This window comes from Snuella sedimenti (genome assembly GCF_016428595.1).
Lineage (GTDB): Bacteria > Bacteroidota > Bacteroidia > Flavobacteriales > Flavobacteriaceae > Snuella > Snuella sedimenti.
This window is the reverse complement of sequence record NZ_JAELVQ010000005.1, coordinates 152,293-174,597: the sequence shown is the minus strand read 5'-3', so window position 1 is coordinate 174,597 and position 22,305 is coordinate 152,293. Positions and strand designations below refer to the sequence as shown.

Below are 22,305 nucleotides of genomic sequence, written 5' to 3'. Positions count from 1 at the left end.
ACACTATGCAACATGGGGCTTTTTCAGTATCAAAAAACGAACAGTTATTATGACAACTCTAGTAAAAATTATTGTATCAACACTTTTAAGCATGAGCTTGTTTTCATGCAATTTTGACCTTAATTTCAACTCCGGCATCCCCGGCAATGGAAATGTAACGATTGAAAAGCGCTCTATCAATAAAGACTTTACAGCCATTAAAGCATCCGAAGGTTTACAAGTTTACCTAACTCAAAATGGCAATATAGGGATAACGGTTGAAGCCGATGAAAACCTCCACGACCTAATCATAACCGAAGTCATTGATGGGGTTTTAAAAATTCACTGTAAACAAAACATAGGACGAGCCACTTCAAAAAAAGTAAAAGTAAACTTTGCTAACATTTCAAGCATCTCATCTACTAGCGGCAGTTCTGTTTTTGTTACCAATATTGTAAAAACCGAAGAATTAACCATAAAAACCAGTAGTGGCAGCAATATGAAAATAGAGGTAAACACATCCCATTTAAACTGTAAATCAACCAGTGGCAGTAACCTTAAAATTTCAGGAAAAACCAATAATCTTATTGCAGAAGCTAATAGTGGCAGTACTATAAAAGGGAAACATCTTATTGCAACGTCCAGTCAGGTTAAAGCAACAAGCGGTGCCGATGTTTCTGTTAATACCTCCGAGGAATTAGTTGCAAAAGCCACAAGCGGAGGAAGTATTAAATACTATGGAAACCCCGAAAAAGTTGAGAAAAAAAACAGTGTATCAGGCGACATAAAAAAATATTAGAGCCAATCAGTTTCACATTGCAATTGTTGCCAAAAAGACCGGGGTATATCTTTACCTCGGTCTTACTTATTTAACACGAACCTTGGATAAGGCAACAGTTTTGTCGATATTGGTTATCTGGCTAACATTTAGTAAATTGAAATACCTATGAAACTTTATAGAATTGGTCAATTTACCCAAGGAATTTGCTTTCCACACAATAAACCGTACACTTTTAATGCATAACAGCCCTATAGCTTATAGCATATAAATGAGTGTTCCAATAGAGGTTCACCCGTGTCAAAGGGCAGTCAAAGCCATATCAACCTCATGTAAATCCCGTATAAAAGTTAACTATGGGACTTGTCTACAAAATTATGTATTAGAAAAAAAATTGAATTTTAAACAGTCTCTTAATACATCATAAGCCAATAACCATCAACCAACAACCATTAACCAACAACCATCAACCATTAACCATTAACCATTAACCATTAACCATTAACCAATAACCAACAACCAATATTTAGTTAATAGCAATTTTATATATTAGGACATATAAGGTTTCAACCGATCACAAAAAATTTAATTCTATACCTTTCGCCCTTTAAATTGCTTAATAAATCCTATTTTTGAAAAAGGACAATAAAACACTTAAATTGAACATTAGAACGTCTCAAAAAACCTATATCGCACTTTTTAACAAAGTAATTTATATACTTTTTGTCCTTACCATATTCTCATGTAATAAGACAAAAAACAAGCTATCCGATTCACTGGTTTTTAGATACAACGAGCATAAAAATATTGGCTCACTTGATCCCGCTTTTTCTAAGGATATTGCAGATATATGGGCTACAAACCAATTGTTTAATGGTTTGGTACAAATGGACGAGAATTTAAATGTATTGCCGTGCATTGCTAAATCATGGACGATATCTGAAGACGCACTCACCTATGTTTTCGTGCTTCGAAACGATGTATACTTTCATAAACACGAACTATTTGGAAGTGATTCGACACGTACTGTCAAATCCACTGACTTTGAATATAGTTTTAATAGGTTACAAGATAAACAAGTTGCCTCTCCTGGAAGTTGGGTTTTAAATAAGGTCGATTCGTTTAATGCTATTAACGATTCCATCTTTAAAATTACACTTAAACAGCCGTTCCCTGCTTTTTTGGGAATGCTAACCATGAAATACTGCTCGGTAGTACCTAAAGAAATTGTTGAACACTATGGTAGTGATTTTAGATCACACCCAATTGGTACGGGGCCGTTTAAATTTAAACGATGGGAAGAAAATATTAAATTGGTTTTTAGAAAACATCACAATTATTTTGAAAAAGATAACAAAGGCACTTCTCTTCCTTATTTAGAAGCTATCGCTATTACTTTTTTACCCGACAAGCAAAGTGAGTTTTTGCAATTTACACAGGGTAACATTGATTTTGTTTGTGCACTAGACGCATCCTACAAAGATGAAATATTAACGGCTGATGGAAAACTTCAAAAGCGCTACAAAGACGATGTTAATATGACGCGTGGCCCGTATTTAAACACCGAATACCTAGCCTTTTATATGGATTCTGAAGTCACTGAAATTCAATCTGAATTATTACGAAAAGCTATAAACTATGGCTTCGATCGCAAAAAAATGATGATTTACTTGCGTAATGGCGTAGGCTTTCCTGCTAACGGTGGTTTTATTCCTAAAGGCTTACCTGGCTATAACGCATCCATTGGTTTTACTTACCAACCAGAAAAAGCAAGACAACTGGTAGAACAGTTTAAAAAGGGGACAGGCAATCAAACCCCCAAAATTACCATTACCACTACAGGAAACTACTTAAGTTTTTCTGAATACATTCAACGTGAATTAGAAAAGATAGGGATTCAAGTTGCAATTGATGTCGTTCCAGGAGCTGCCCTAAAAGAAGCTAAAGCAAATGGAAAACTAGGCCTATTTAGAGCCAGTTGGGTAGCCGATTACCCGGATGCCGAAAATTACCTTTCACTATACTACAGCAAAAATTTTGCCCCTAATGGCCCCAATTACACCCACTTTAAAGATGCGCAATTCGATAACTTCTACGAACAGGCATTCACCGAAACCAATAATAAGAAAAGAGAATCCCTATATACGAAAATGGATTCTTTGGTAATGTCTAAAGCCCCTGTTGTTCCTCTTTTTTATGATGAAGTTATTTATTTTACGAGAAAAAAATTAAACGGATTAAAGCTAAACCCTGCTTATATATTAGATTTAAAACAGGTTAAGAAAAACTAATTTTGTAACGCCGTTCCCTTACAATACCCAAAACTATAAAATACATGGCTGTGCCATAAAGCATCATGATTAAAAAATCTTGAAAGGGTAAATCTTGCCTAAAGGTTTTAACCGCCATAATACTTTCACTTATTATAAACGTTATAACCCCTAAGAAAACATACCTATAACTTATTTTATTAAACACCCCTTTTCTTAAATAAGCAAATTGAACCATTAATAGTGATAGAAAAAAGCTCAATAGTGCGGGCACCAAAAATTTCTTAAGCCCATTAAGAACTATACTAATAATAAAAACGGCGTATGAAAACATAATAATTGAAAAAGGTACCAGCCTTAAAACATTAAAATCTTTTTTATGCGAAAATTTTAAGCAAAAAAATATTTTTCCCAATGAGAAAAGCAATAAACTCAACCCTAAAAAAACAATATCTGCGGCTTTTATTATTAACAAGTCCCCTAACAGAAAAAAAGTCAACCCCAAAAACACCCACAAGTGCTGCTTCAAACCTTTACCTCTTTTGTTTACATAATAAAAAGCAAATAAAACGAGAATTACAAAGGGCTTTGAAATAAATCTATAAGGGAAAATAGGACAGTATAGTTTTACCCAAATATCCACAAAGAGAATTACAAAAAAGAGCAAGGTGAACCGCTTCTGATCAGAAAAGATCCTATTAATCATAATTGGTGCTATTAATTAATCTAGTTCAAAATAGAAAAAAATACCCCAACCGCACATCAATTTCAAAGGTTTTAGATAAACAGCACTTTTTTTGAATAAATTCCAGCTAGCAGCAACCGCTTTATGCCAAACCTACAAGGCATATGTAAAGAAAATCCATTTTTATTTCGGGTCAAACCCTGAGCATTTAAATTACGATTATCGAGTAAAATAATAAATATCATCATCTCCAGAACCCCCGTCTCTTTTTGATGAAAAACACCCTGTTCTATTTTGCTCATTTATGATTAAAGAGAAATCATCTTTATTACTATTTACAGGCTTTGGTAATTTTTCAGAAGCTTCAAACGTTCCATCAGCATTCATTTTACTTTTATAGATGTCGAACCCTCCATAGCCATTAGGACGGTTAGAGGCGAAGTATAAAGTATTATCAGCACTTAAAAACGGAAACATTTCACGGCTATACGAATTAACCGCTCTTCCTAAATTTTCAGGTTCACCAAAAGTGCCGTTCTCTAAGACAGCAACTTTAAAGATATCTGAGCCGCCTTTGGTTGTTTCCTTGCCCCCTCTAATATTTGCTGTAAAAAACAAAACCTTACCATCGGGACTAAGGGCAGGATGTGCATACGAGTATTTAGGGTTACAAAATGGCAAAACTTTAAAATTTGTCCATCCTACACCAGCTACGTACTCCCCTATCTCTAAATGAAAATTACTGTCTTTAAATTCTCCTTTGGGCTTATTCTTATTGGTATATTGGGTTGCTATGTATAATTGTTTTCCATCTGGGGATAGCGTTGCACTGGTGGTATTCAAAACACCATGTTCGCTACTAATTTTAACAGGAACACTATTTTGAATGTCGCCAGAATCAGATAACAAGCCTTCATAAATGGTAAGTACCGGGTTTCCTGCATTTTTTTTTACCTTCCCACTTTTTGATAAAAGAAAGGAAGTAAACATAATCTTGTTACTTCCTAGATACATCAATCCAAAATGTGGATATTCATTATTGATTTTTGAATTTGTAACACGGTAGACTTGGTCTTGCGTATATCCAAAAAGTCCTACTAAAAAAGCTAACGAACAAAATAACTTAATCATAAAAAACAGGTTTTAAACAAATATAAGGATTTGTAAAAAACACTTTAAAAACTTAGAACCTTCCTTTATTATACCTCCTAGGCTATTCCCTCCTGTACTTAGCCGACAGTTCAAACACGTGCTCTAAGATACGGGCATCCACTTCTGTAAACTCCAAACCGCGTCGTGCCATAACCATCTTTGCTACTTCAAACGCTTTCTTGGTTAAAAAGGTGGAAAAACCACTCTTACCTCCCCAACTAAAACTTGGTACAAAATTTCTAGGAAAACCACTTCCAAAAATATTGGCACTAACACCAACAACCGTACCTGTATTAAACATCGTATTAATTCCGCACTTACTATGATCTCCCATCATGAGTCCGCAAAACTGTAGGCCTGTTTTAGCAAAACCTTCGGTTTCATAGTTCCACAATCGTACTTCGGCATAATTATTTTTTAAGTTCGAACTGTTAGTATCGGCGCCAAGATTACACCACTCGCCAACAACAGAATTTCCCAAATAGCCCTCATGACCTTTATTGGAATTCGCAAACATGACAATATTTTTAACTTCACCTCCTATTCTACAGTAAGGGCCAATAGTAGTAGCTCCATATACTTTAGTCCCCATTTTTGTACCTGCACCTTCACATAGAGCAAAAGGCCCTCTAATTAGCGTACCTTCCATAACCTCTGTATCCTTTCCAATGTATATAGGGCCAGTACTTGCGTTTAAAGTCGCAAATGCTACCTTAGCACCCGGCTCTATAAAGATATCCTTAGCATTAACAACATTATTACTGGTTGGTATAGGTTGCGACTCCCTATCCTGCGTTAAAAGATCAAAATCAGCCCTTAAAGCTGCATCGTTTTTAGAAAACAAATCCCAAGTATGCTCGACTTTTAAAATATCATTATCAAATTCTATTACTGTGTAAGCATCTAAATCAACTTCTCCTTGGTTGTCCTTGGTATAAAAAGCAACAACTTCATCATCTTTAAAAATAGCCTGATTTTCTTTAAGTGATTGAATTAGGTCTACCAAGGCATTATTTGGCAAAAACGAAGCATTTATCATAACGTTCGATGCCATCTCTACCATAGGATATTTGTCCGACAAATAATCTTCGGTAACCGTTGTGGTTGTATTACCCAAAAAGGCTTCCCATTTTTCGCGAATGGTTAAAATACCTATTCGAAGATCGGCAACAGGTCTTGTGTAAGTAAATGGCAATAAATTACTTCGTGAAGGGCCATCAAAAAGAATATAATTCATAAAGTTTAGTTTTTGGATTGTTTTTATAGAAATGCGTTAAAGCAATAATTATAAAAACTCAAATTAAATTTTGTGTTCGATAACATTAAATATATTCCATAAAAAAAGCCTTTCTAAATTTAGAAAGGCTTTGATATTTATATCTAATAGCTAAATTACTTTTTGAATTTAGCATATTTAGTTTTGAATTTATCAATTCGTCCAGCAGTATCTACCAATTTAGATTTACCAGTATAATAAGGATGCGACGTTCTTGAAATTTCCATTTTAACTAACGGATATTCAACACCATCAACTTCAATTGTTTCGTTAGTAACTGCAGTAGATTTTGTTAAAAAAACATCGTCGTTAGACATATCTTTGAATGCTACTATTCTATAATTTTCTGGATGTATACCTTTTCTCATCGCTAAACGCTTTTTATTCTTTATAATTTTGGAGCTGCAAATTTAAGTATTTTTTACAAATCTACAATACTTTTTAATATTTTTTATTTAATAGCATTATGTAACGTTTTAGTATCTTTGAACACCTATAAGTGAACATTATCTTACATTAAATAAAATGGAAAAAACTTTAAAATCTATTGCCTCAAATTATGGTTTGTATTTGGGCGCATTACTAGCATTATTAACGGTATTGGCGTATGCTATAAACATTGAACTATTAACCAATATGTGGTATGGCATTTTTATTCTATTCGCTATTATAACGTTTGGAATCATTTCTGTTGGAAAAATCAAACAGCATTTAAACGGATTTGCTTCGTTTAAACAAGCATTTACGGGCTATTTTGTTACTGTAGTAATTGGCCTAGCAATAAGTACGCTTGTTTCTTATTTACTCTTTAATTTTATTGATACTGGTGCCGCCGATGTGTTAAAAGAAAAGACTGTCGAAAAAACGGTTCAAATGTTGGAAAGCTTTAACACGCCCCAAGAAACTATTGCCGAAGCCGTTAACAACATAGAATCTCAAAATCAATATTCACTGGGAAACATTATTAAAGGTCTCGCTGGATACCTTGTGTTTTTCAGCATTATTGGCCTAATTGTGGCAGCAGCTATGAAAAAAACAAATCCAGATTCCTAAAATAATTTCTTTACATTTGGTTATAGAATCACAGTAAATTTTTTAAATGAATATATCTGTAGTTATACCACTACTCAACGAACAGGAGTCGTTAATAGAATTATATGATTGGATTGCAAAAGTTATGCAATCCAATCGTTTTTCTTATGAAATCATTTTTATTGACGATGGCAGTACAGACGATTCTTGGCAAGTTATTGAACAATTATCACAAAAAGACGATAATGTAAAGGGAATCCGTTTTTTAAAAAACTTTGGCAAATCACAAGCACTGCACGCAGGTTTTGAAAAGGCAAGGGGTAACGTTGTTATAACTATGGATGCCGACCTTCAAGACAATCCCGACGAAATTCCCGAGCTATACACTATGATAGTAAATGACGGCTTCGATTTAGTGTCTGGTTGGAAAAAGAAACGTTACGACTCTGTTATTTCCAAAAACTTACCTTCTAAATTATTTAATTGGGCAGCTAGAAAAACTTCTGGGGTAAAATTGCATGATTTTAATTGCGGATTAAAGGCCTACAAACAAGAGGTTGTTAAAAATATTGATGTTAATGGTGAAATGCACCGCTACATCCCTGTACTGTCTAAAAATGCCGGATTTGCCAGGATAGGCGAAAAAGTGGTACTACATCAGGCTAGAAAATATGGCGAAACCAAATTTGGCATGGATCGATTCATCAATGGTTTTCTAGATTTAATTACTATTTGGTTTATATCCCGTTTTGGTAAACGCCCCATGCATTTATTTGGGGCTTTAGGAGTCCTCATGTTCATCATTGGGTTTGGTTTTTCCTTATATCTCGGTATTGACAAAGTATTCTTCAATCCTGAAGGGCGCCTTATCACCGAACGTCCACAATTTTACATCGCCTTAGCCACAATGGTTATTGGTACGCAATTTTTTGTTGCTGGCTTTTTAGGAGAAATTATCCTACGATCAAGACAAGACAAAAAACGCTATTTGATTAAGGACAAATTAAATTTATAACCTTTTTATCATAAAATAAGCCTTATTTAAACATTAGCATTTTGGTAATTGCTTATTTTTGCACTTTATACAATAACACTATGATTTATATCGAACCAAAAATTTTAGACAGGATCAATACATGGCTAACTCCTTCTTTTGATGAAGAAACACAAACATTAATAAAGGAAAGCATTGCCAATAACCCAAAAGACATTCAAGAAAGCTTTTATAAAGACTTAGAATTTGGAACTGGAGGTATGCGTGGTATTATGGGCGTTGGCACCAATAGAATTAATAAATACACCCTTGGAAAAAGCACTCAGGGCCTGAGTGAATATTTGCATAAATCATTCCCTAATGAAACCCCAAAGGCAGCCATAGCATACGATTGTAGACACAACAGTAAAACCTTAGCAAAGGTCGTAGCCGATGTATTTTCGGCAAACAACATTGAAGTGTACTTATTTGAAGATTTACGTCCAACACCAGAGCTGTCTTTTGCTGTTAGACATTTAAACTGCCACTGTGGCATTGTTCTAACCGCTTCTCATAATCCGCCAGAATACAATGGTTACAAAGTATATTGGCAAGACGGAGGCCAACTCGTTCCTCCCCATGATGACGCTGTTATTCAAATGATTAACGATTTAGATTATAGTGATATAAAGTTTAAAGCTAACAACGACCTGATCCACTATATCGGTAAAGATGTCGACGACGCTTTTATTGACACCTCTGTAAGTAACGGAAGCTTTAATACACCTGAAACTGCAAAAAATGACCTAAGCATTGTTTTCACTTCATTACACGGGACATCAATTACAGCCGTTCCCGAAACCTTAAAACGTGCAGGATATAAAAACGTACATATTGTAAAAGAACAAGAAGTTCCTAACGGCGATTTCCCTACCGTAGTATCTCCAAACCCTGAAGAACCAGCTGCGTTAAAAATGGCTTTGGAATTAGCCGACAAAGTAAATGCAGACATCGTTATAGGTACCGACCCTGACTGTGATCGCTTAGGAATTGCTGTTCGTAATTCCGAAAACAAACTGCAATTACTTAACGGTAACCAAACCATGCTAATGATGACCGATTTTCTTTTGAAGCAATGGCAAAATGCAGGAAAGATAAATGGTAAAGAATTTATAGCATCTACTATAGTATCAACACCCATGCTAAATAAATTGGCTGATGACTATAAAGTAGAGAGCAAAATTGTACTAACTGGGTTTAAATGGATTGCCAAACTAATTAAAGACTTCCCAGAACTAAACTTTGTTGGTGGTGGCGAAGAGAGTTTTGGTTATATGGTTGGAGACTTTGTTCGTGATAAAGATGCCGTAACCTCAACACTTTTAGCTTGCGAAATTGCTGCCCAAGCAAAAGCCAATGGTAGCTCACTTTATGAAGCACTTATTCAACTTTATGTTAAATATGGTTTTTATAAAGAGCATTTGGTTTCCTTAACCAAGAAAGGCATAAAAGGTGCTCAGGAAATTGCCCAGATGATGATCGATGCCCGAGAAAATCCGCTTAAAGAAGTAAACGGATCGAAAGTGGTTAAAATTGAAGACTATCAGGCATCAACTTCAAAAAACATGCTTACCGGTGAAGAACAAGCCATCGATATACCAAAATCGAACGTATTAATTTATTATACCGAAGACGGTACACAAGTTGCTTTACGTCCTAGTGGTACGGAGCCTAAAATAAAATTCTATATCAGTGTGAATACAACCTTAGGGTCTGTCGATGATTTTAAAGCTACCGAAGTACAGTTAAACTCCAAAATAGAAGCTATCCTTAAGGATATGAAACTCAATTAATAAATGAGAGGCGCTATTTCTAGCGCCTCTCAAGTTTTTTTATCCTCTAAACCATACAGATACACCTAAATGAATCACTTTTTTAATATCTTACGATACGCTAAGCCCTACAAGCACTTTGCTATAGCACATGTAATCTCCAATGTGTTTTTTGCGCTATTTGGCACATTGTCATTTATTGCATTAAAACCTATGCTAGATGTAATTTTTAAAAAAAATGTTGACCCTTGTGGTGAGGAAATAATTTTTACAGCCCCAGAAAAACCTATTTATAAAGGACTGACTGACATTGGTGAATTTGCTGAAAGCTATCTTGCCTATCATATGCATCAATTTACAGGCGGCGACAATTCCAAGGCACTTGTATTTGTAATTGCTTTGATTGTTGTAATGTTTCTATTAAAAAACTTATTTGGGTATCTAGCCAACTATTTTCTTGTTTTTTTAAGAAATGGCGTTATTAGGGACTTAAGAAATGCTGTCTATAAAAAAATAATGGAATTGCCACTTTCCTTCTTTTCCGAGCAACGTAAAGGAGATATTTTAGCAAGGGTAACAGGTGATGTTCAAGATTTACAATACTCTTTTTTATCTGTGCTAGAACTAATGGTTAGAGAACCCTTAACTATTATTTTTACTATAACTGCCATGCTTATCATAAGTCCGCAGCTTACACTATTTGTATTTCTCTTCATTCCGGTAATGGGCTTCATTATCTCCAAAATAGGAAAGAGCTTAAAACGAAAATCGGATCGTGTTCAAAAGGAACAAGGTGTATTTTTATCTACACTAGAAGAAACCTTAACAGGTTTGCGTATTATAAAGGGGTTTAATGCCGAGGATAAATTCAATGAAAAATTCCAAGACTCTACAAATCGCTTTTATAATTTTTCAAATAAATTACTAAACCGACAAAATTTAGCATCACCCTCTAGTGAATTTCTAGGAATATGTATGATTTCGGCTATATTGTGGTACGGTGGAAAATTAGTGCTTAATGCAGGTGCAGATTCCCTGCTTGATGGTGGTACGTTTCTTGTTTACATGGGCTTATCATACAATATATTAACACCTGCAAAAGCTATATCTAGAGGTCTTTACAACATAAAAAAAGGAGGAGCTGCGGCAGAGCGCATTCAAGAAATTATTGACTCCAAAAACCCATTAAAGGATAAAGAAAATGCCATAGAAAAAAGTAGTTTTGATACCGATATTACTTTTGATAACATTTCGTTTAAATATGAGAATGAGTATGTTCTAAAAGACTTTTCACTAACCATTCCCAAGGGAAAAACCGTCGCTTTGGTTGGACAGTCAGGAAGCGGAAAATCTACTATCGCTAACCTAGTAACGCGATTTTATGATGTTAACAAAGGAAAAATATTAATTGACGGTATTGATATTCGTGATTTAACCACCAAATCACTCCGTCAGCAACTTGGTATCGTAACCCAAGATGCCATTCTTTTTAATGATAGCATTAAAAACAATCTAAAATTAGGAAATGACAATGCTACCGACGAACAAATTGTTGAAGCCTTAAAAGTCGCCAATGCCTGGGAATTTGTTAAAGACCTCCCCAATACCATTAACACCAATATTGGTGACTCTGGAAACAAATTGTCGGGAGGACAAAAACAACGCTTAAGCATTGCGCGAGCCGTTCTTAAAAGTCCCCCTATCATGATTTTAGACGAGGCCACATCTGCCCTCGATACCGAAAGCGAACGTCTAGTACAAGTTGCTTTGGAAAATATGATGAAAAATAGAACGTCCATCGTTATTGCCCATAGGCTATCCACTATTCAAAATGCCGATGAAATTGTGGTACTTAATAAAGGGGAAATTGTTGAGCGAGGCAAACACAATGAACTTATCGCCCTTAAGGGTGTGTACCAAAAATTGGTAGACATGCAAAGCTTTGCTTAAACTTTAATAAAACACAAACTCAACCAATATAATATGGCTTGAAACCCTATAGGTTCTGGTACGCAATAAATTGCCTATCTAAACAGCACAGACGGCTCTTTTGTCAATTTTAAAAAGTTAATACCTCTTTACCATTAACCAAATAATAAAAAAGGATAGAGATTTGGGGCTTCTATCCTTTTTCTATTCACTGTTAGACTTGGGGATGACTAACATCATAAGTAGGTTTCTGTAGCAAACATAATACAAAAAAGCGTAGCAAACAAGGAAAAAATGTATTTTATCGCATTTAAATGCATTTTATCGATGTTTATGCAAATTCAACCCAATACTCAAAAAAATATTTTTTTGCGAAAAAGTACGTAACAGCTTAAACTTTTAATATATTTAATAGTCTAAATACTAAACTATTTTTGTGATAGAAGAAGTACAGCTGGTTGCGCACCTAAAATCTGAAACCAATAAAGAGGAAGCCTTTAGAGCTTTAGTATCTCTCTATAAGGAACGCTTGTACTGGCATATACGCAATATTGTAAAGTCACACGACGATGCCGATGATGTACTTCAAAACACATTTATTAAAGTTCATAAGAATATCAACAATTTTAAAGGGGACAGTAAGTTGTTTTCATGGATGTACCGCATAGCAACCAATGAAGCAATTACGTTCATTAATAACAATGCCAAGCGATTGCAAGTAACGAACAATGAAGTTCAGCAATTAGCCATAACCAATTTAACTTCTGATGTTTATTTTGAGGGTAGCGATATTCAAATAAAATTACAGGAAGCGATAGCCACCTTACCCCAAAAGCAACAATTGGTTTTTAATATGAAATATTTTGAGGATTTAAAATATAAAGACATGGCTGAGATATTAGAAACAAGCGAAGGAGCTTTAAAAGCTTCTTACCATATTGCTGTAAAAAAGATTGAAACCTATTTAACTAAAGATTAAACCTTTACCTAATTAAACAGTCTTATAGATAGAATGAAACGAGCATTAAGAAATTTTAAAAATTACTTCACAAAAGGAAATGTTTAAAATTTTTAATGAGAGAACGAGTGTAAGGAGTGGTTGCACACGTTCTTAATTTTATAATTACAATAAATTCAATTAATTACTAAAATTTAAACGTGTGAAAAAACAGAAATTACATAATATAAAATCACCAGGTTTTAAAGTTCCCATAGGGTATTTTAATTCTTTTGAAGATACGCTTTTAAGTGAAATAAGACTTAAGGACACTTTGGAGGGTCAAGGATTTAGAACGCCCGAAGGTTATTTTGATGATGTAGAGGACAGTATCATGGATACGATCTCTTCAAAAAACAATACTTCAAAAGTTGTTAGACTTTTTAGTAAAAGAAACCTTTTATATGCAACGAGTGTAGCCGCCTGTTTTATACTTTTGTTTAGTTTACCACTTTTAAACACTAAAATAACTTGGGACTCATTAGACACGGAAACTGTTGAGAACTATATTATGAATGAAAATGTGGGAACCTATGAAATAGCTGCCCTATTTAATGAAGAAGATCTGGAAGAGGTAGATTTTGTGAACCATACGTTTAACGAAGAAACACTCGAAACGTATTTACTGAACCACTTGAATATTGAAAACTTTATTATCGAATAAAAAATACCGTTGACCATGAGACTACTTATAATACTAATGTTAACACTATTATTTACGGTAAGCATCCACGCCCAATCAAAAAGGGATCGCATCAAAGCACTAAAGGTTTCCTTTTTAACTGAAAGGTTGGACCTTACGGAGAAGGAAGCCCAAAAGTTTTGGCCCGTATACAATGCGTACGACGAAAATACCGTAAAATTAAAATACCATACGCTGCGCAAGATCCGACATGAAATAAAGGACAGCCTAGAAATCCTTACAGATGCCAAAGCACAAGAACTATTGGATAGACTTGATGCCGCAGAAAACAAATTACATCATGAACAAATGCAGCTAAACAATAAATTAAAGCAAATTATTTCGCCTAAGAAAATTCTTTTACTTAAAGTCGCCGAAGAAGATTTTACCCGAAAACTTTTTGAAGAGTTTAAAAACAGGCGCCATGATCATCCTAAAAAAAAATAATCTGGTATATCACTTAAACACTAACTTGGCGATACGTCCCTTACCTGCTGCATAAGCTGTACTGTCATTTAAAAAGCGGATTGTATAGAATCCTTCGTCGCTTAGATGTTTCCATGTATTTCCAGAATCGTTGGAGAAATCAATACCATCGAATCCTGTTACCACTAATTCTTTACCTTCCCTATTAGGTATATATTGAACGCAACTGCGGTAACCTGGTTCCTGATTCTGCGCAACCACTTGCCAAGTCATCCCTCCGTCCTGCGTACGTATTTTGTTGGATGTATTACCTTCAGGTTTAGTATAATCACCGCCAATTCCAAAACCATTTAACGCGTCATAAAAGTCAATTGAATAAATACCCTCCGTTTCCTGCGTTTGTACTATTGGTGTTTTAACGTATTGCCAGGAGTGCCCTTTATCATTTGAATAATAAATATTTCCGCTAGATGTCCCAATCCAGGCCTTATTACCCAATACTTTTACATTGGTATTACTAGCTGCAAAAGCCGCTTCATTTTCTTCCGCTTTAGGTAAAACGTCACAAGGTAACTTTGTCCAGGTCTGTCCGCCATCTTTAGTCACAATTATGGACAAACACCCTTCAAAACTATCGCCCACCGCAATACCTTCGGTATCGTTCCAAAAAGCCATGGCATCATAAAATACAAATTCCCCTTCTTCTTTATACACTAACTCCATAGTACCCTTTGCCCCTGTTTTATATAACAATGCTGGTGTCCCAATGCTTAGCATAAAAAAATCGGCCCTCGTATGTGCAATGGCTCTAAAATGCAATTTTAAACCATCGTACGCCTGAATGGAAGTGCGCCATACTTGTTTGAATGGATTGTATAATCCATAAATACCATTGTTAGCTGCAAATGCCAAACTACCATCATCAAGAATATCGATGGCCCGAATGCTTATTAAAGAATCTGTATAAATAGGTTCTATTGTAACAGTTGAAAAGTTCCTTGGTTTAAATTTGCCAGTCTCTTTACAAGAAAAAAACAACATACCAATGCATAGAAATATTAAATGTTTCACGTTAAATTTTTCTATAAAAATAGAAAAGCACTATCAATAAACAGTACTTATTTAAACTTTTTCAAATAAGCTAACAAATCGACATTTTAAATGTAACTTTGCATGCTTAATTTTATACCATGCGATTACACAGAAATTTATGCTTTGCAGTTATTGACGGACTTACCCTTATTTTTAATGAGGGCAATTATGCCGATAAGGTTATTCAACAACTCTTAAAGCGCGATAATCGCTGGGGCAGCCGAGACCGTGCATTTGTTGCCGAAACCACCTACGATATTGTTCGTTGGAAACGCTTATACGCCGAAATAGCCGAAGTAAAAGAGCCTTTTGATCGCGATAACCTATGGCGTATGTTTGCCGTTTGGGCAGTGTTAAAAGGTATAAAATTACCCGATTGGAAATATTTTGAAAACACACCGGCAAGAAAAATAAAAGGACGGTTTGATGAACTTTCAAAAATCAGAAAATTTAAGGAATCTATTCCCGATTGGATGGATGCATTGGGCGAAAAAGAATTAGGTAAGGGCGCTTGGACCAAGGAAATAGCTGCATTAAATGAACAAGCCGATGTTATTTTAAGGGTTAACACCTTAAAAACAACTAAAGAAAAGCTACATGCCGAACTCTACGATTTAAACATTGAAACAGATTTTTTGCCTAATTACCCTAGTGCACTTAAATTAAAGGAGCGCGCCAACGTTTTTACTACAGAAGCTTTTAAAAATGGGCACTTCGAAGTACAAGACGCATCATCACAATTGGTTGCCGAATTCTTGAATGTAAAACCGGGCATGCGCGTGGTCGATACCTGTGCCGGTGCCGGAGGTAAAACACTGCATATCGCTTCCCTTATGGAAAATAAGGGACAGGTAATCGCCATGGATATCTACGCAAACAAACTAAACGAATTAAAACGTCGCGCTAAGCGCAATGGTGCCCATAATATAGAGCCCCGCCTTATTGAATCGACAAAAACCATCAAAAAACTATACAATAAGGCCGATCGCGTATTAATTGATGCTCCCTGTTCTGGTTTAGGTGTTTTACGAAGAAACCCCGATGCCAAATGGAAATTGCAACCGGATTTTATTGAAAATATAAAACGTACACAGCAGGATATTCTGCAACAATACTCAAGAATGCTTAAAGCTGGCGGACAATTGGTTTATGCCACCTGCTCTATCCTTCCATCAGAAAATCAGGAACAAGTAAAAACATTTTTAAGCTCCGAAACTGGTAAGGATTTTACCCTAGTAAAAGATAAAAAAGTACTGGCTCACCAATCTGGTTTTGACGGTTTTTATATGGCTCTTTTGGAGAAAAACAAAGCGTAACTTCCTCATAGCTATAACGAAATTATATTAATAAACGTGAGTTCGACGTAATCCAACCGATAAAGTGGTTTAAACTTTTTGGATTGAAGCGAAAATTAATGGGTTTGTGACCAGATGAAGGCTTTTTTGAGTCGCGTAGCAGGGCTACATGATGATAAAAAGACAAAATATGGGCGCAAACTGGCAATTTTTTAGCCAATTTGTAAAAGTTTAAATCACTTAGATATACAAAAACGTATTTTCAATACTATTACTCTTCTAAAAATCACTCAAATTGACAGTTTTTGAATGAAAATCATGTCAGATTGGACGGGATTACGAAGGAATTTTACATCGAAATCAAATGGTTTTCTTACATCGAATTCACATTAATAAACAGAAACCTAATGCCTTCTATTTTTTAAATGCAGTGACACGGTCTACAACCTTAAACAACGTCTAAAACTCTTAGAAAAGCGAACCAAAAGCAGAGCGGCAAGCCTGCTCGTTACTGTTTTAAAAAATCAACCTAATATTATGTCCATATAGCTCATTTACTTAGAGACTGTTTAAATTCCACCTTGGTTTTGTTATGCCCCTTTTTTCATCACTTTTCGTTATGAAAATCCTCATTTAGCGCTGCTAAACTCCGGTTTTAAAGCCTTAATTGACAAAAAAATGACCTATAACAAATTTCAAAAACGAATTTTAAACAGTCTCTTAATTCCAAACCAAGTTCGACCTGTAAACCAAGTGCCTTTAAAAGGATGTTTATCTTGTTTTTATATAATCAGGGACTTGGGTAATGGTTACTGGTATTACAAGCTTTTTAGTTCCATTCCTCATTCAAGATACTATAAACATAAGTACCTTCACTTTCTCCGTAAGATTGAATGTTATAGTTCCTAAGAAACCCTTCTTTTACGGCTCCGAGTTTCTCTATGGCCCTTTGTGATTTAATGTTTTTAATATCAACCTTAAACTCTACTCTTCTTAATGCTAATTGATTAAAGCAGTAATCCAAAAGAAGCTTTTTACAAATTCCATTAATTCCAGTTCCTTGAAACTTTTCGGCTATCCAAGTCCATCCAATTTCCAATCTTTTATTTTGAAAGTCTATGTTGCCAAACATTGTTATCCCTACTGGTTTTTTATCTTCTTTTTTTAATATAATAAGCGGGTATAGTTCTTTATTTGACTTAGCAACATTACAATAATCAAAATACCGTGATAGGTCACTTTGGTTTTTTACTCTAGCACCAAATTCTCCGAGCTCCATTGAAAAACTAATCATTTCGACTTCATTAATATCTGATTTCTTTAAAGGACGTAAAAGAAGAATGTCATTTTCAATTATTAGTTCGTTTGAGAAAAATGTTTCGTTGTTCATTTAATTGCTTGTAACTACTTAATATACGCAACCAAATATATGTAAATACTTACTAACTTTAATAAGTAACGCTGTAGAATTTTCCGTCTTCGTTTTAGGGTTTTATAATTCGTTTGCCTCAGTTAGGTACAAAATCTCCTAAGTTTAAATATTTACGAGGATTATAACGTGCTATTTGGTCGAATTCTTCCTCTGTTAAGCCTGCTCGCATATCTGCTAAGATGGCCTTGTCACTTTTATGATTTCTAACTACATAAAAATCTGAACCATAAAGTATTTTCTCTTTTAGCGTTTTATTAGTTAATGTATGCTTTAGTAAAGCTAAAATAGCTTTATTGTGTAATATGTAACTAATATCGGCATAAACATTATCATATTGCAACATAATACTGCAAATGATAGTGTACCAATCTACATATTTCCAAATAAAGGCAAGTTTACCTAGACTTGGTTTTCCATTTGCATTATTAAAAAAGTCGATACCTTTTTCTGGCTGTAGAATCATTTGTGTGGTATAATTATCCCGGTCACTTTCTAAAAAACGGTTCCATTGGTCCTCGCCCCCAAAATGGGCAAAACAAATTTTTAAGTCCTTTAGTCCACCTCTAAAAGCACCATTGGCATCGTAAAAGATATGTCTTAACCTGAGGTCTTTGGCATTATCTACGATTTTAACCAAAAGATCTTCTTCTAATAGGCATAAATAGTTTAAAGGGTTGGTAAAGTTATTGGAAAAGCTAATATTTTTAACCTCGTTTAAATATAAGGGTTTATCTTCCTCTTGGATATAATGGGCATTGATATCGAAATCTATCCTCTTGTCTACTTCAACAGCTGCCCGTTTGGTTTTATCTACTTTGCCTTCTGTAAAGATTGGATGGGTATCCCATTCTTTTTTCTTTTTACCCCTATAGAAAATTGTTCCTTTTATACAGTGCGTCATAACGGGCAATCCTTTTTGAATACAGTATTTCCAAAGGGGTAAGAGCGCTTCATCAAACGGGTAATAGCCTAATGCCGGATACATTTTAATACCTGAAAATTTATGTACCTCTAAATAGGTTTGCATTAAACAGCCTTTTACAAGCTTTACATCTCCATTGGCATCTACGGTATAATCGAAATACCTGGGATCTGCCATCCGTCGGGGATCTGCAAAAACAAAGGGGTGGAATCGATCTTTATCTTCTGTACGTTTTTTTATTTTTAAGAGACCTTCCATTTGGTGCTTCATAGCAAATAGGCTATCTCTCTTGTTTGTTCGCTTATCCTTCGGCACGCTCATCATCTTTTTGGAATCCAGATCGTAAACTTTTTTAATCTTTCCAGCTTTCATAAATTCCATATCCATTGGCAAACCTACAAAGTGTGAATCTATGGGATACTGCTTTTTAAGCTTATCGTAAATACCCCTTTGTTCTCTATATTTAGAAAACAAACCAATTTGTACATAACGTTCGAACAAATGCGTGAACTCTTTGCCCGGTAGCACCTTAAATTGTCTTAAAATAGCAAAGAACGCATTGCGTACAGACTTAAAAAACACCAGTATCAGTACAAAGAATATAATCTTGTAGTATAAGCTCTCAACAACAAGTATGCAGCCCGATTCTTTAATAAAAATTAAAGCTTTTACTATTGTAGCCTTAAAACCATGATAAAGCGAAGGTTTCTCTGTATTAAACAGCCATATCCCTATATAGAAGCATATCGCAATAATTAAATAAACCTCAATTATAAACTTTAGTATTGCTAGAAGGTAGCGCCTTTTAAAAAACATTTCGCATTTGTACCAGAAACGTTTCCATTGCTTATAATCGTTCTTATAAAATATTGGCTTAACGTTGTCGTAATACCATCGCAAAAACTTTATAACAAACCGTAAAGACAACAACCGGTATAAAGGCTCAGGCAAATAGGTCTTTGCCAAAAATGCGGTACGTAATCTCCTGTAAACACATGGGCGTGACAGTTAATTATTGGTGGTTTCTTAGCTTGTGCCATGGCCCTATTTTTATAAGATTAGTCTTCTTTTTTAAGTTTGTTCACAAACGAACTTAAATTGGTGGCATAGCCAACCATCATTTGTGGGAACACTTTATAACTGCCTAGGTTGTAATGACCTCCTATTCTAAAATAGACCCCTGAATTATTTTTATCGGAATTGGTTAATGCATAAATATTGGCCATAAGCTTTAGGTTGGGTGCATTGTTGGTTGTAAAAAAGCCAAGATCGTTTTTATTGGTTCCATTGGCTCTAAACCAGTTTAGGCCAAAAGTAACATCAGCTCCCACACTGGATTGCGGCCTGATCTCAAAATTGATTTCGGCTTCCTGTCCAATCGAAAACACTTGAAAACCCTTCCGTTCTTTAAGGGTTTCCTGTACTGTAGGTGTGTTGTTAACCAAAATGGTGTCTTGTGTTTTTACATTATACTCTATACCTGTTCTTATAAAACGTAAGCCATAGCGTAAATGAATAAAGGTTGAGGCTCCTTTCCATTCTAATGTCACAGGTGTTACGAGTATACCGGCATCTATATTGTTGTTTACAAGCAAATTAAAATTGTTAGTTTTAAACTTTTGACTATTGGTTTCTGTATTTTCCTCAGTGTCTAGCATATCATCCAGCTCAACTTTTCGGGAACTGTTTTCAAAGCCACTAAACAGATTGACTGATGCATAGGCAGTGATATTGTCTAATAATGTTAATACTCCATAATTCCTTAGGTGCCAAGGAATGCGAATGCGTCCTTCGGCTACAATCAAATTGTTATTATTGTTACTGTTTAAGCCTAGAAAATCCGAAAAGAATATTCCTGTAAAATAATCCCCAATTTTGCGTTCTATCACCCTAATACTGTCCTTATTACCTACTTTAATTTCAGCATTCTTTACAGCATAGTTAAACTTTTTATATGGGAGATAATCCAAAATATCATCATAATAATAAGTATACTGATTACCATCTTTATCGGTTAGTGTATTGGTCTGATGGCGATTATTAAACTCCCTTAAGGGTAAGCTATACATTCTGTTAGTAAATACCTTTGTGTTTTTTTTATCATTGCTCAATCGTCCTACAATGGTAATATTATCTGCCCTGTTATTAAAAAAACTAATGTTTACACTATCTATTAACAACTCTATTTCTGCACGGTATTTCTGATTGCTATATTTATCCTTGATAAACGCTCTCCTTTTTATTAATTTTCTTTTGTCATAAAGCTTAGCTCTTTCATTAATAACAATCTGACCACTAAAGGTGTTTTTGGCATTTTCTATTTTTTCGAAAATGTTGGTAATGGAGTCATTCATTTCTTTTTTTAAAGCAGATGTTTGTGCATCCTGTTTTTTAATAACGAGCTTATAATACACTTTACTGATGGCTTCTTGGTTATCTGTATCTCCATCCTTAAACTTGCCATGTTGGTTTATTATACTGTAGATGAATTCATTTTCAGGAATCGACAAATTGAAAGGGCCATAGACATCACATTCTTTTTTATCTTTAACGTCTTTATCTTTAACATCACATACCCTAACGTATATGTTTTTATTCTTAATGAGATAATGAAAGTTATAGCTATTCTTTTTGAAACTAGTATCTGTTAGTTCCTTAGTTGTTAAATACACATAGTCCCCTGTTTTAACAATGGAGGTATTGTACAATTCTTTTAACAGCTCCTTAAAATCTGTTTTAACACTAGCGACAATTGTTTTCCCTAGCGTATCTTTATTTGCTTCTAAGTGTTCAATTAAAATGGCGTCAATTGTTTTCTTATAATCACCGGTCTCTTTATTAAGATTTCCTATACTGTCGTCAGTGCTTGAAGTAATAACATAATTATCATTATCTTTTTTCTTTATTGTGAATTTAGGAAACCCACAAGTTGGAGCTTTATCTATTTCTAACCACATATTGTCCTCTATTTCATTGAAAGTTTCTGGGCTATTTGTAATCTTTATATTGGAATAATCGTAAGCAGATAGTTCCGATAACTTTTTTTCTTCACCAAAATAATTAAACTTATAGGTTTTCATTGCTTTTTCGGTAACACTGTCGAGCGCTTTCATAAAACTAAACTCATCTTCATTTTCTATAATCCATTTGTAACACTCGGACACATCCTCCTTTTTTTTACAAATTTCAAATTCGTTTCTTTCCTTTTTGTAGTTGGCTGTATACTCATCTCCTAAAATGGTTTTGGTCTTAGGGTTCTGGCCGTAAAACGATAAAGTAAACATGAGGAGTACACTAAGTAAATATTTCATAATTGATTGTATAATATAGTTGATTAAGAAAATATTCAAATTAAAAAAGAATATTCATCCTCAAATGTAAGAAAAAACAATTAAAATGTAATGACCGAAAATCCGTTGCTAATTTTGAGTCAGACTAGTTTCAAAAATGTCTGTTTGAAGGTGCTGTCAGATTGGGCTATACAGGAAGATAAAACACTGGTTTTTACATCATAACGGATATTCGATTCACCATACAAATTTTACTCTTTCAA

At 34.6% G+C, this 22,305-nt stretch carries 18 protein-coding genes; 10 read left to right on the top strand and 8 right to left on the bottom strand.

Going from position 1 to position 22,305, the window contains the following annotated elements:
* Positions 1-49: 49 nt before the first annotated feature.
* Both JF259_RS06070 and JF259_RS06065 read left to right on the top strand, forming a co-directional pair.
* Positions 50-778, top strand: a complete 729-nt coding sequence (locus JF259_RS06070; protein WP_199114412.1) for a head GIN domain-containing protein — start codon at positions 50-52, stop codon at positions 776-778.
* 644 nt (positions 779-1,422) lie between these two features.
* Positions 1,423-3,048 (top strand): ABC transporter substrate-binding protein, encoded by a 1,626-nt coding sequence (locus JF259_RS06065; RefSeq protein ID WP_394370587.1) that lies wholly within the window; start codon positions 1,423-1,425, stop codon positions 3,046-3,048.
* On the opposite strand, the gene JF259_RS06060 is transcribed toward JF259_RS06065, so the two are convergent.
* The 4 genes from JF259_RS06060 to JF259_RS06045 all read right to left on the bottom strand — a co-directional run bounded on the left by JF259_RS06060 (position 3,035) and on the right by JF259_RS06045 (position 6,508).
* A complete protein-coding gene (locus tag JF259_RS06060) occupies positions 3,035-3,733 on the bottom strand; it encodes a lysoplasmalogenase family protein (RefSeq protein ID WP_199114411.1) in 699 nt (232 codons plus the stop codon). The genes JF259_RS06065 and JF259_RS06060 overlap by 14 nt on opposite strands.
* Positions 3,734-3,931: 198 nt before the next feature.
* Positions 3,932-4,843: a TolB family protein gene (locus JF259_RS06055; protein WP_199114410.1), complete on the bottom strand. Its 912-nt coding sequence runs from the start codon at positions 4,841-4,843 to the stop codon at positions 3,932-3,934.
* 82 nt (positions 4,844-4,925) lie between these two features.
* Positions 4,926-6,101, bottom strand: a complete 1,176-nt coding sequence (locus JF259_RS06050; protein WP_199114409.1) for a GlmU family protein — start codon at positions 6,099-6,101, stop codon at positions 4,926-4,928.
* A 155-nt stretch (positions 6,102-6,256) separates the two neighbouring features.
* Complete coding sequence (locus tag JF259_RS06045) at positions 6,257-6,508, bottom strand: type B 50S ribosomal protein L31 (RefSeq protein WP_199114408.1); 252 nt, start codon at positions 6,506-6,508, stop codon at positions 6,257-6,259.
* A gap of 157 nt (positions 6,509-6,665) precedes the next feature.
* Here JF259_RS06045 and JF259_RS06040 point away from each other — a divergent pair, with 157 nt between their 5' ends.
* The 7 genes from JF259_RS06040 (at position 6,666) to JF259_RS06010 (ending at position 14,032) form a co-directional block, all read left to right on the top strand.
* A complete protein-coding gene (locus JF259_RS06040) occupies positions 6,666-7,193 on the top strand; it encodes a DUF4199 domain-containing protein (protein WP_199114407.1) in 528 nt (175 codons plus the stop codon).
* 46 nt (positions 7,194-7,239) lie between these two features.
* Positions 7,240-8,187, top strand: coding sequence for a glycosyltransferase family 2 protein (locus JF259_RS06035; protein ID WP_199114406.1), 948 nt, complete (start codon positions 7,240-7,242; stop codon positions 8,185-8,187).
* Between the two features lie 80 nt (positions 8,188-8,267).
* A complete protein-coding gene (locus tag JF259_RS06030; protein ID WP_199114405.1) occupies positions 8,268-9,998 on the top strand; it encodes a phospho-sugar mutase in 1,731 nt (576 codons plus the stop codon).
* 69 nt (positions 9,999-10,067) lie between these two features.
* Complete coding sequence (locus tag JF259_RS06025; protein ID WP_199114404.1) at positions 10,068-11,927, top strand: ABC transporter ATP-binding protein; 1,860 nt, start codon at positions 10,068-10,070, stop codon at positions 11,925-11,927.
* A gap of 415 nt (positions 11,928-12,342) precedes the next feature.
* Complete coding sequence (locus JF259_RS06020) at positions 12,343-12,885, top strand: RNA polymerase sigma factor (protein WP_199114403.1); 543 nt, start codon at positions 12,343-12,345, stop codon at positions 12,883-12,885.
* A 181-nt stretch (positions 12,886-13,066) separates the two neighbouring features.
* Entirely contained in the window at positions 13,067-13,567 is a 501-nt protein-coding gene (locus JF259_RS06015; RefSeq protein WP_199114402.1) for a hypothetical protein, read from the top strand.
* 15 nt (positions 13,568-13,582) lie between these two features.
* A complete protein-coding gene (locus JF259_RS06010; protein WP_199114401.1) occupies positions 13,583-14,032 on the top strand; it encodes a hypothetical protein in 450 nt (149 codons plus the stop codon).
* 9 nt (positions 14,033-14,041) lie between these two features.
* On the opposite strand, the gene JF259_RS06005 is transcribed toward JF259_RS06010, so the two are convergent.
* Entirely contained in the window at positions 14,042-15,082 is a 1,041-nt protein-coding gene (locus JF259_RS06005) for a WD40/YVTN/BNR-like repeat-containing protein (protein WP_199114400.1), read from the bottom strand.
* Positions 15,083-15,201: 119 nt separating this feature from the next.
* Between JF259_RS06005 and JF259_RS06000 the strand changes: the two genes are divergently transcribed.
* Positions 15,202-16,419 carry an RsmB/NOP family class I SAM-dependent RNA methyltransferase gene (locus JF259_RS06000; protein WP_199114399.1) on the top strand — a complete coding sequence of 406 codons (1,218 nt, stop codon included), beginning with the start codon at positions 15,202-15,204 and terminating at the stop codon, positions 16,417-16,419.
* An 808-nt stretch (positions 16,420-17,227) separates the two neighbouring features.
* Here JF259_RS06000 and JF259_RS05995 read toward each other — a convergent pair.
* From JF259_RS05995 to JF259_RS05985, 3 genes are all read right to left on the bottom strand, one after another.
* A complete protein-coding gene (locus JF259_RS05995; protein WP_199114398.1) occupies positions 17,228-17,788 on the bottom strand; it encodes a GNAT family N-acetyltransferase in 561 nt (186 codons plus the stop codon).
* A gap of 118 nt (positions 17,789-17,906) precedes the next feature.
* The gene (locus JF259_RS05990) at positions 17,907-19,718 is read right to left on the bottom strand and encodes an amidohydrolase family protein (RefSeq protein ID WP_199114397.1); all 1,812 of its coding nucleotides are present in this window, start codon (positions 19,716-19,718) and stop codon (positions 17,907-17,909) included.
* 92 nt (positions 19,719-19,810) lie between these two features.
* Positions 19,811-22,063 carry a hypothetical protein gene (locus JF259_RS05985; protein ID WP_199114396.1) on the bottom strand — a complete coding sequence of 751 codons (2,253 nt, stop codon included), beginning with the start codon at positions 22,061-22,063 and terminating at the stop codon, positions 19,811-19,813.
* Between the last annotated feature and the right edge of the window lie 242 nt (positions 22,064-22,305).

Bases quoted from the DNA above. Each gene is read 5' to 3' on its own strand.
- JF259_RS06055 (WP_199114410.1), bottom strand. From the start codon at position 4,843: ATGATTAAGTTATTTTGTTCGTTAGCTTTTTTAGTAGGACTTTTTGGA.
- JF259_RS06000 (WP_199114399.1), top strand. From the start codon at position 15,202: ATGCGATTACACAGAAATTTATGCTTTGCAGTTATTGACGGACTTACC.
- JF259_RS06010 (WP_199114401.1), top strand. From the start codon at position 13,583: ATGAGACTACTTATAATACTAATGTTAACACTATTATTTACGGTAAGC.
- JF259_RS05995 (WP_199114398.1), bottom strand. From the start codon at position 17,788: ATGAACAACGAAACATTTTTCTCAAACGAACTAATAATTGAAAATGAC.
- JF259_RS06035 (WP_199114406.1), top strand. From the start codon at position 7,240: ATGAATATATCTGTAGTTATACCACTACTCAACGAACAGGAGTCGTTA.
- JF259_RS06050 (WP_199114409.1), bottom strand. From the start codon at position 6,101: ATGAATTATATTCTTTTTGATGGCCCTTCACGAAGTAATTTATTGCCA.
- JF259_RS06060 (WP_199114411.1), bottom strand. From the start codon at position 3,733: ATGATTAATAGGATCTTTTCTGATCAGAAGCGGTTCACCTTGCTCTTT.
- JF259_RS06040 (WP_199114407.1), top strand. From the start codon at position 6,666: ATGGAAAAAACTTTAAAATCTATTGCCTCAAATTATGGTTTGTATTTG.
- JF259_RS05985 (WP_199114396.1), bottom strand. From the start codon at position 22,063: ATGAAATATTTACTTAGTGTACTCCTCATGTTTACTTTATCGTTTTAC.
- JF259_RS06045 (WP_199114408.1), bottom strand. From the start codon at position 6,508: ATGAGAAAAGGTATACATCCAGAAAATTATAGAATAGTAGCATTCAAA.
- JF259_RS06025 (WP_199114404.1), top strand. From the start codon at position 10,068: ATGAATCACTTTTTTAATATCTTACGATACGCTAAGCCCTACAAGCAC.
- JF259_RS06070 (WP_199114412.1), top strand. From the start codon at position 50: ATGACAACTCTAGTAAAAATTATTGTATCAACACTTTTAAGCATGAGC.
- JF259_RS06030 (WP_199114405.1), top strand. From the start codon at position 8,268: ATGATTTATATCGAACCAAAAATTTTAGACAGGATCAATACATGGCTA.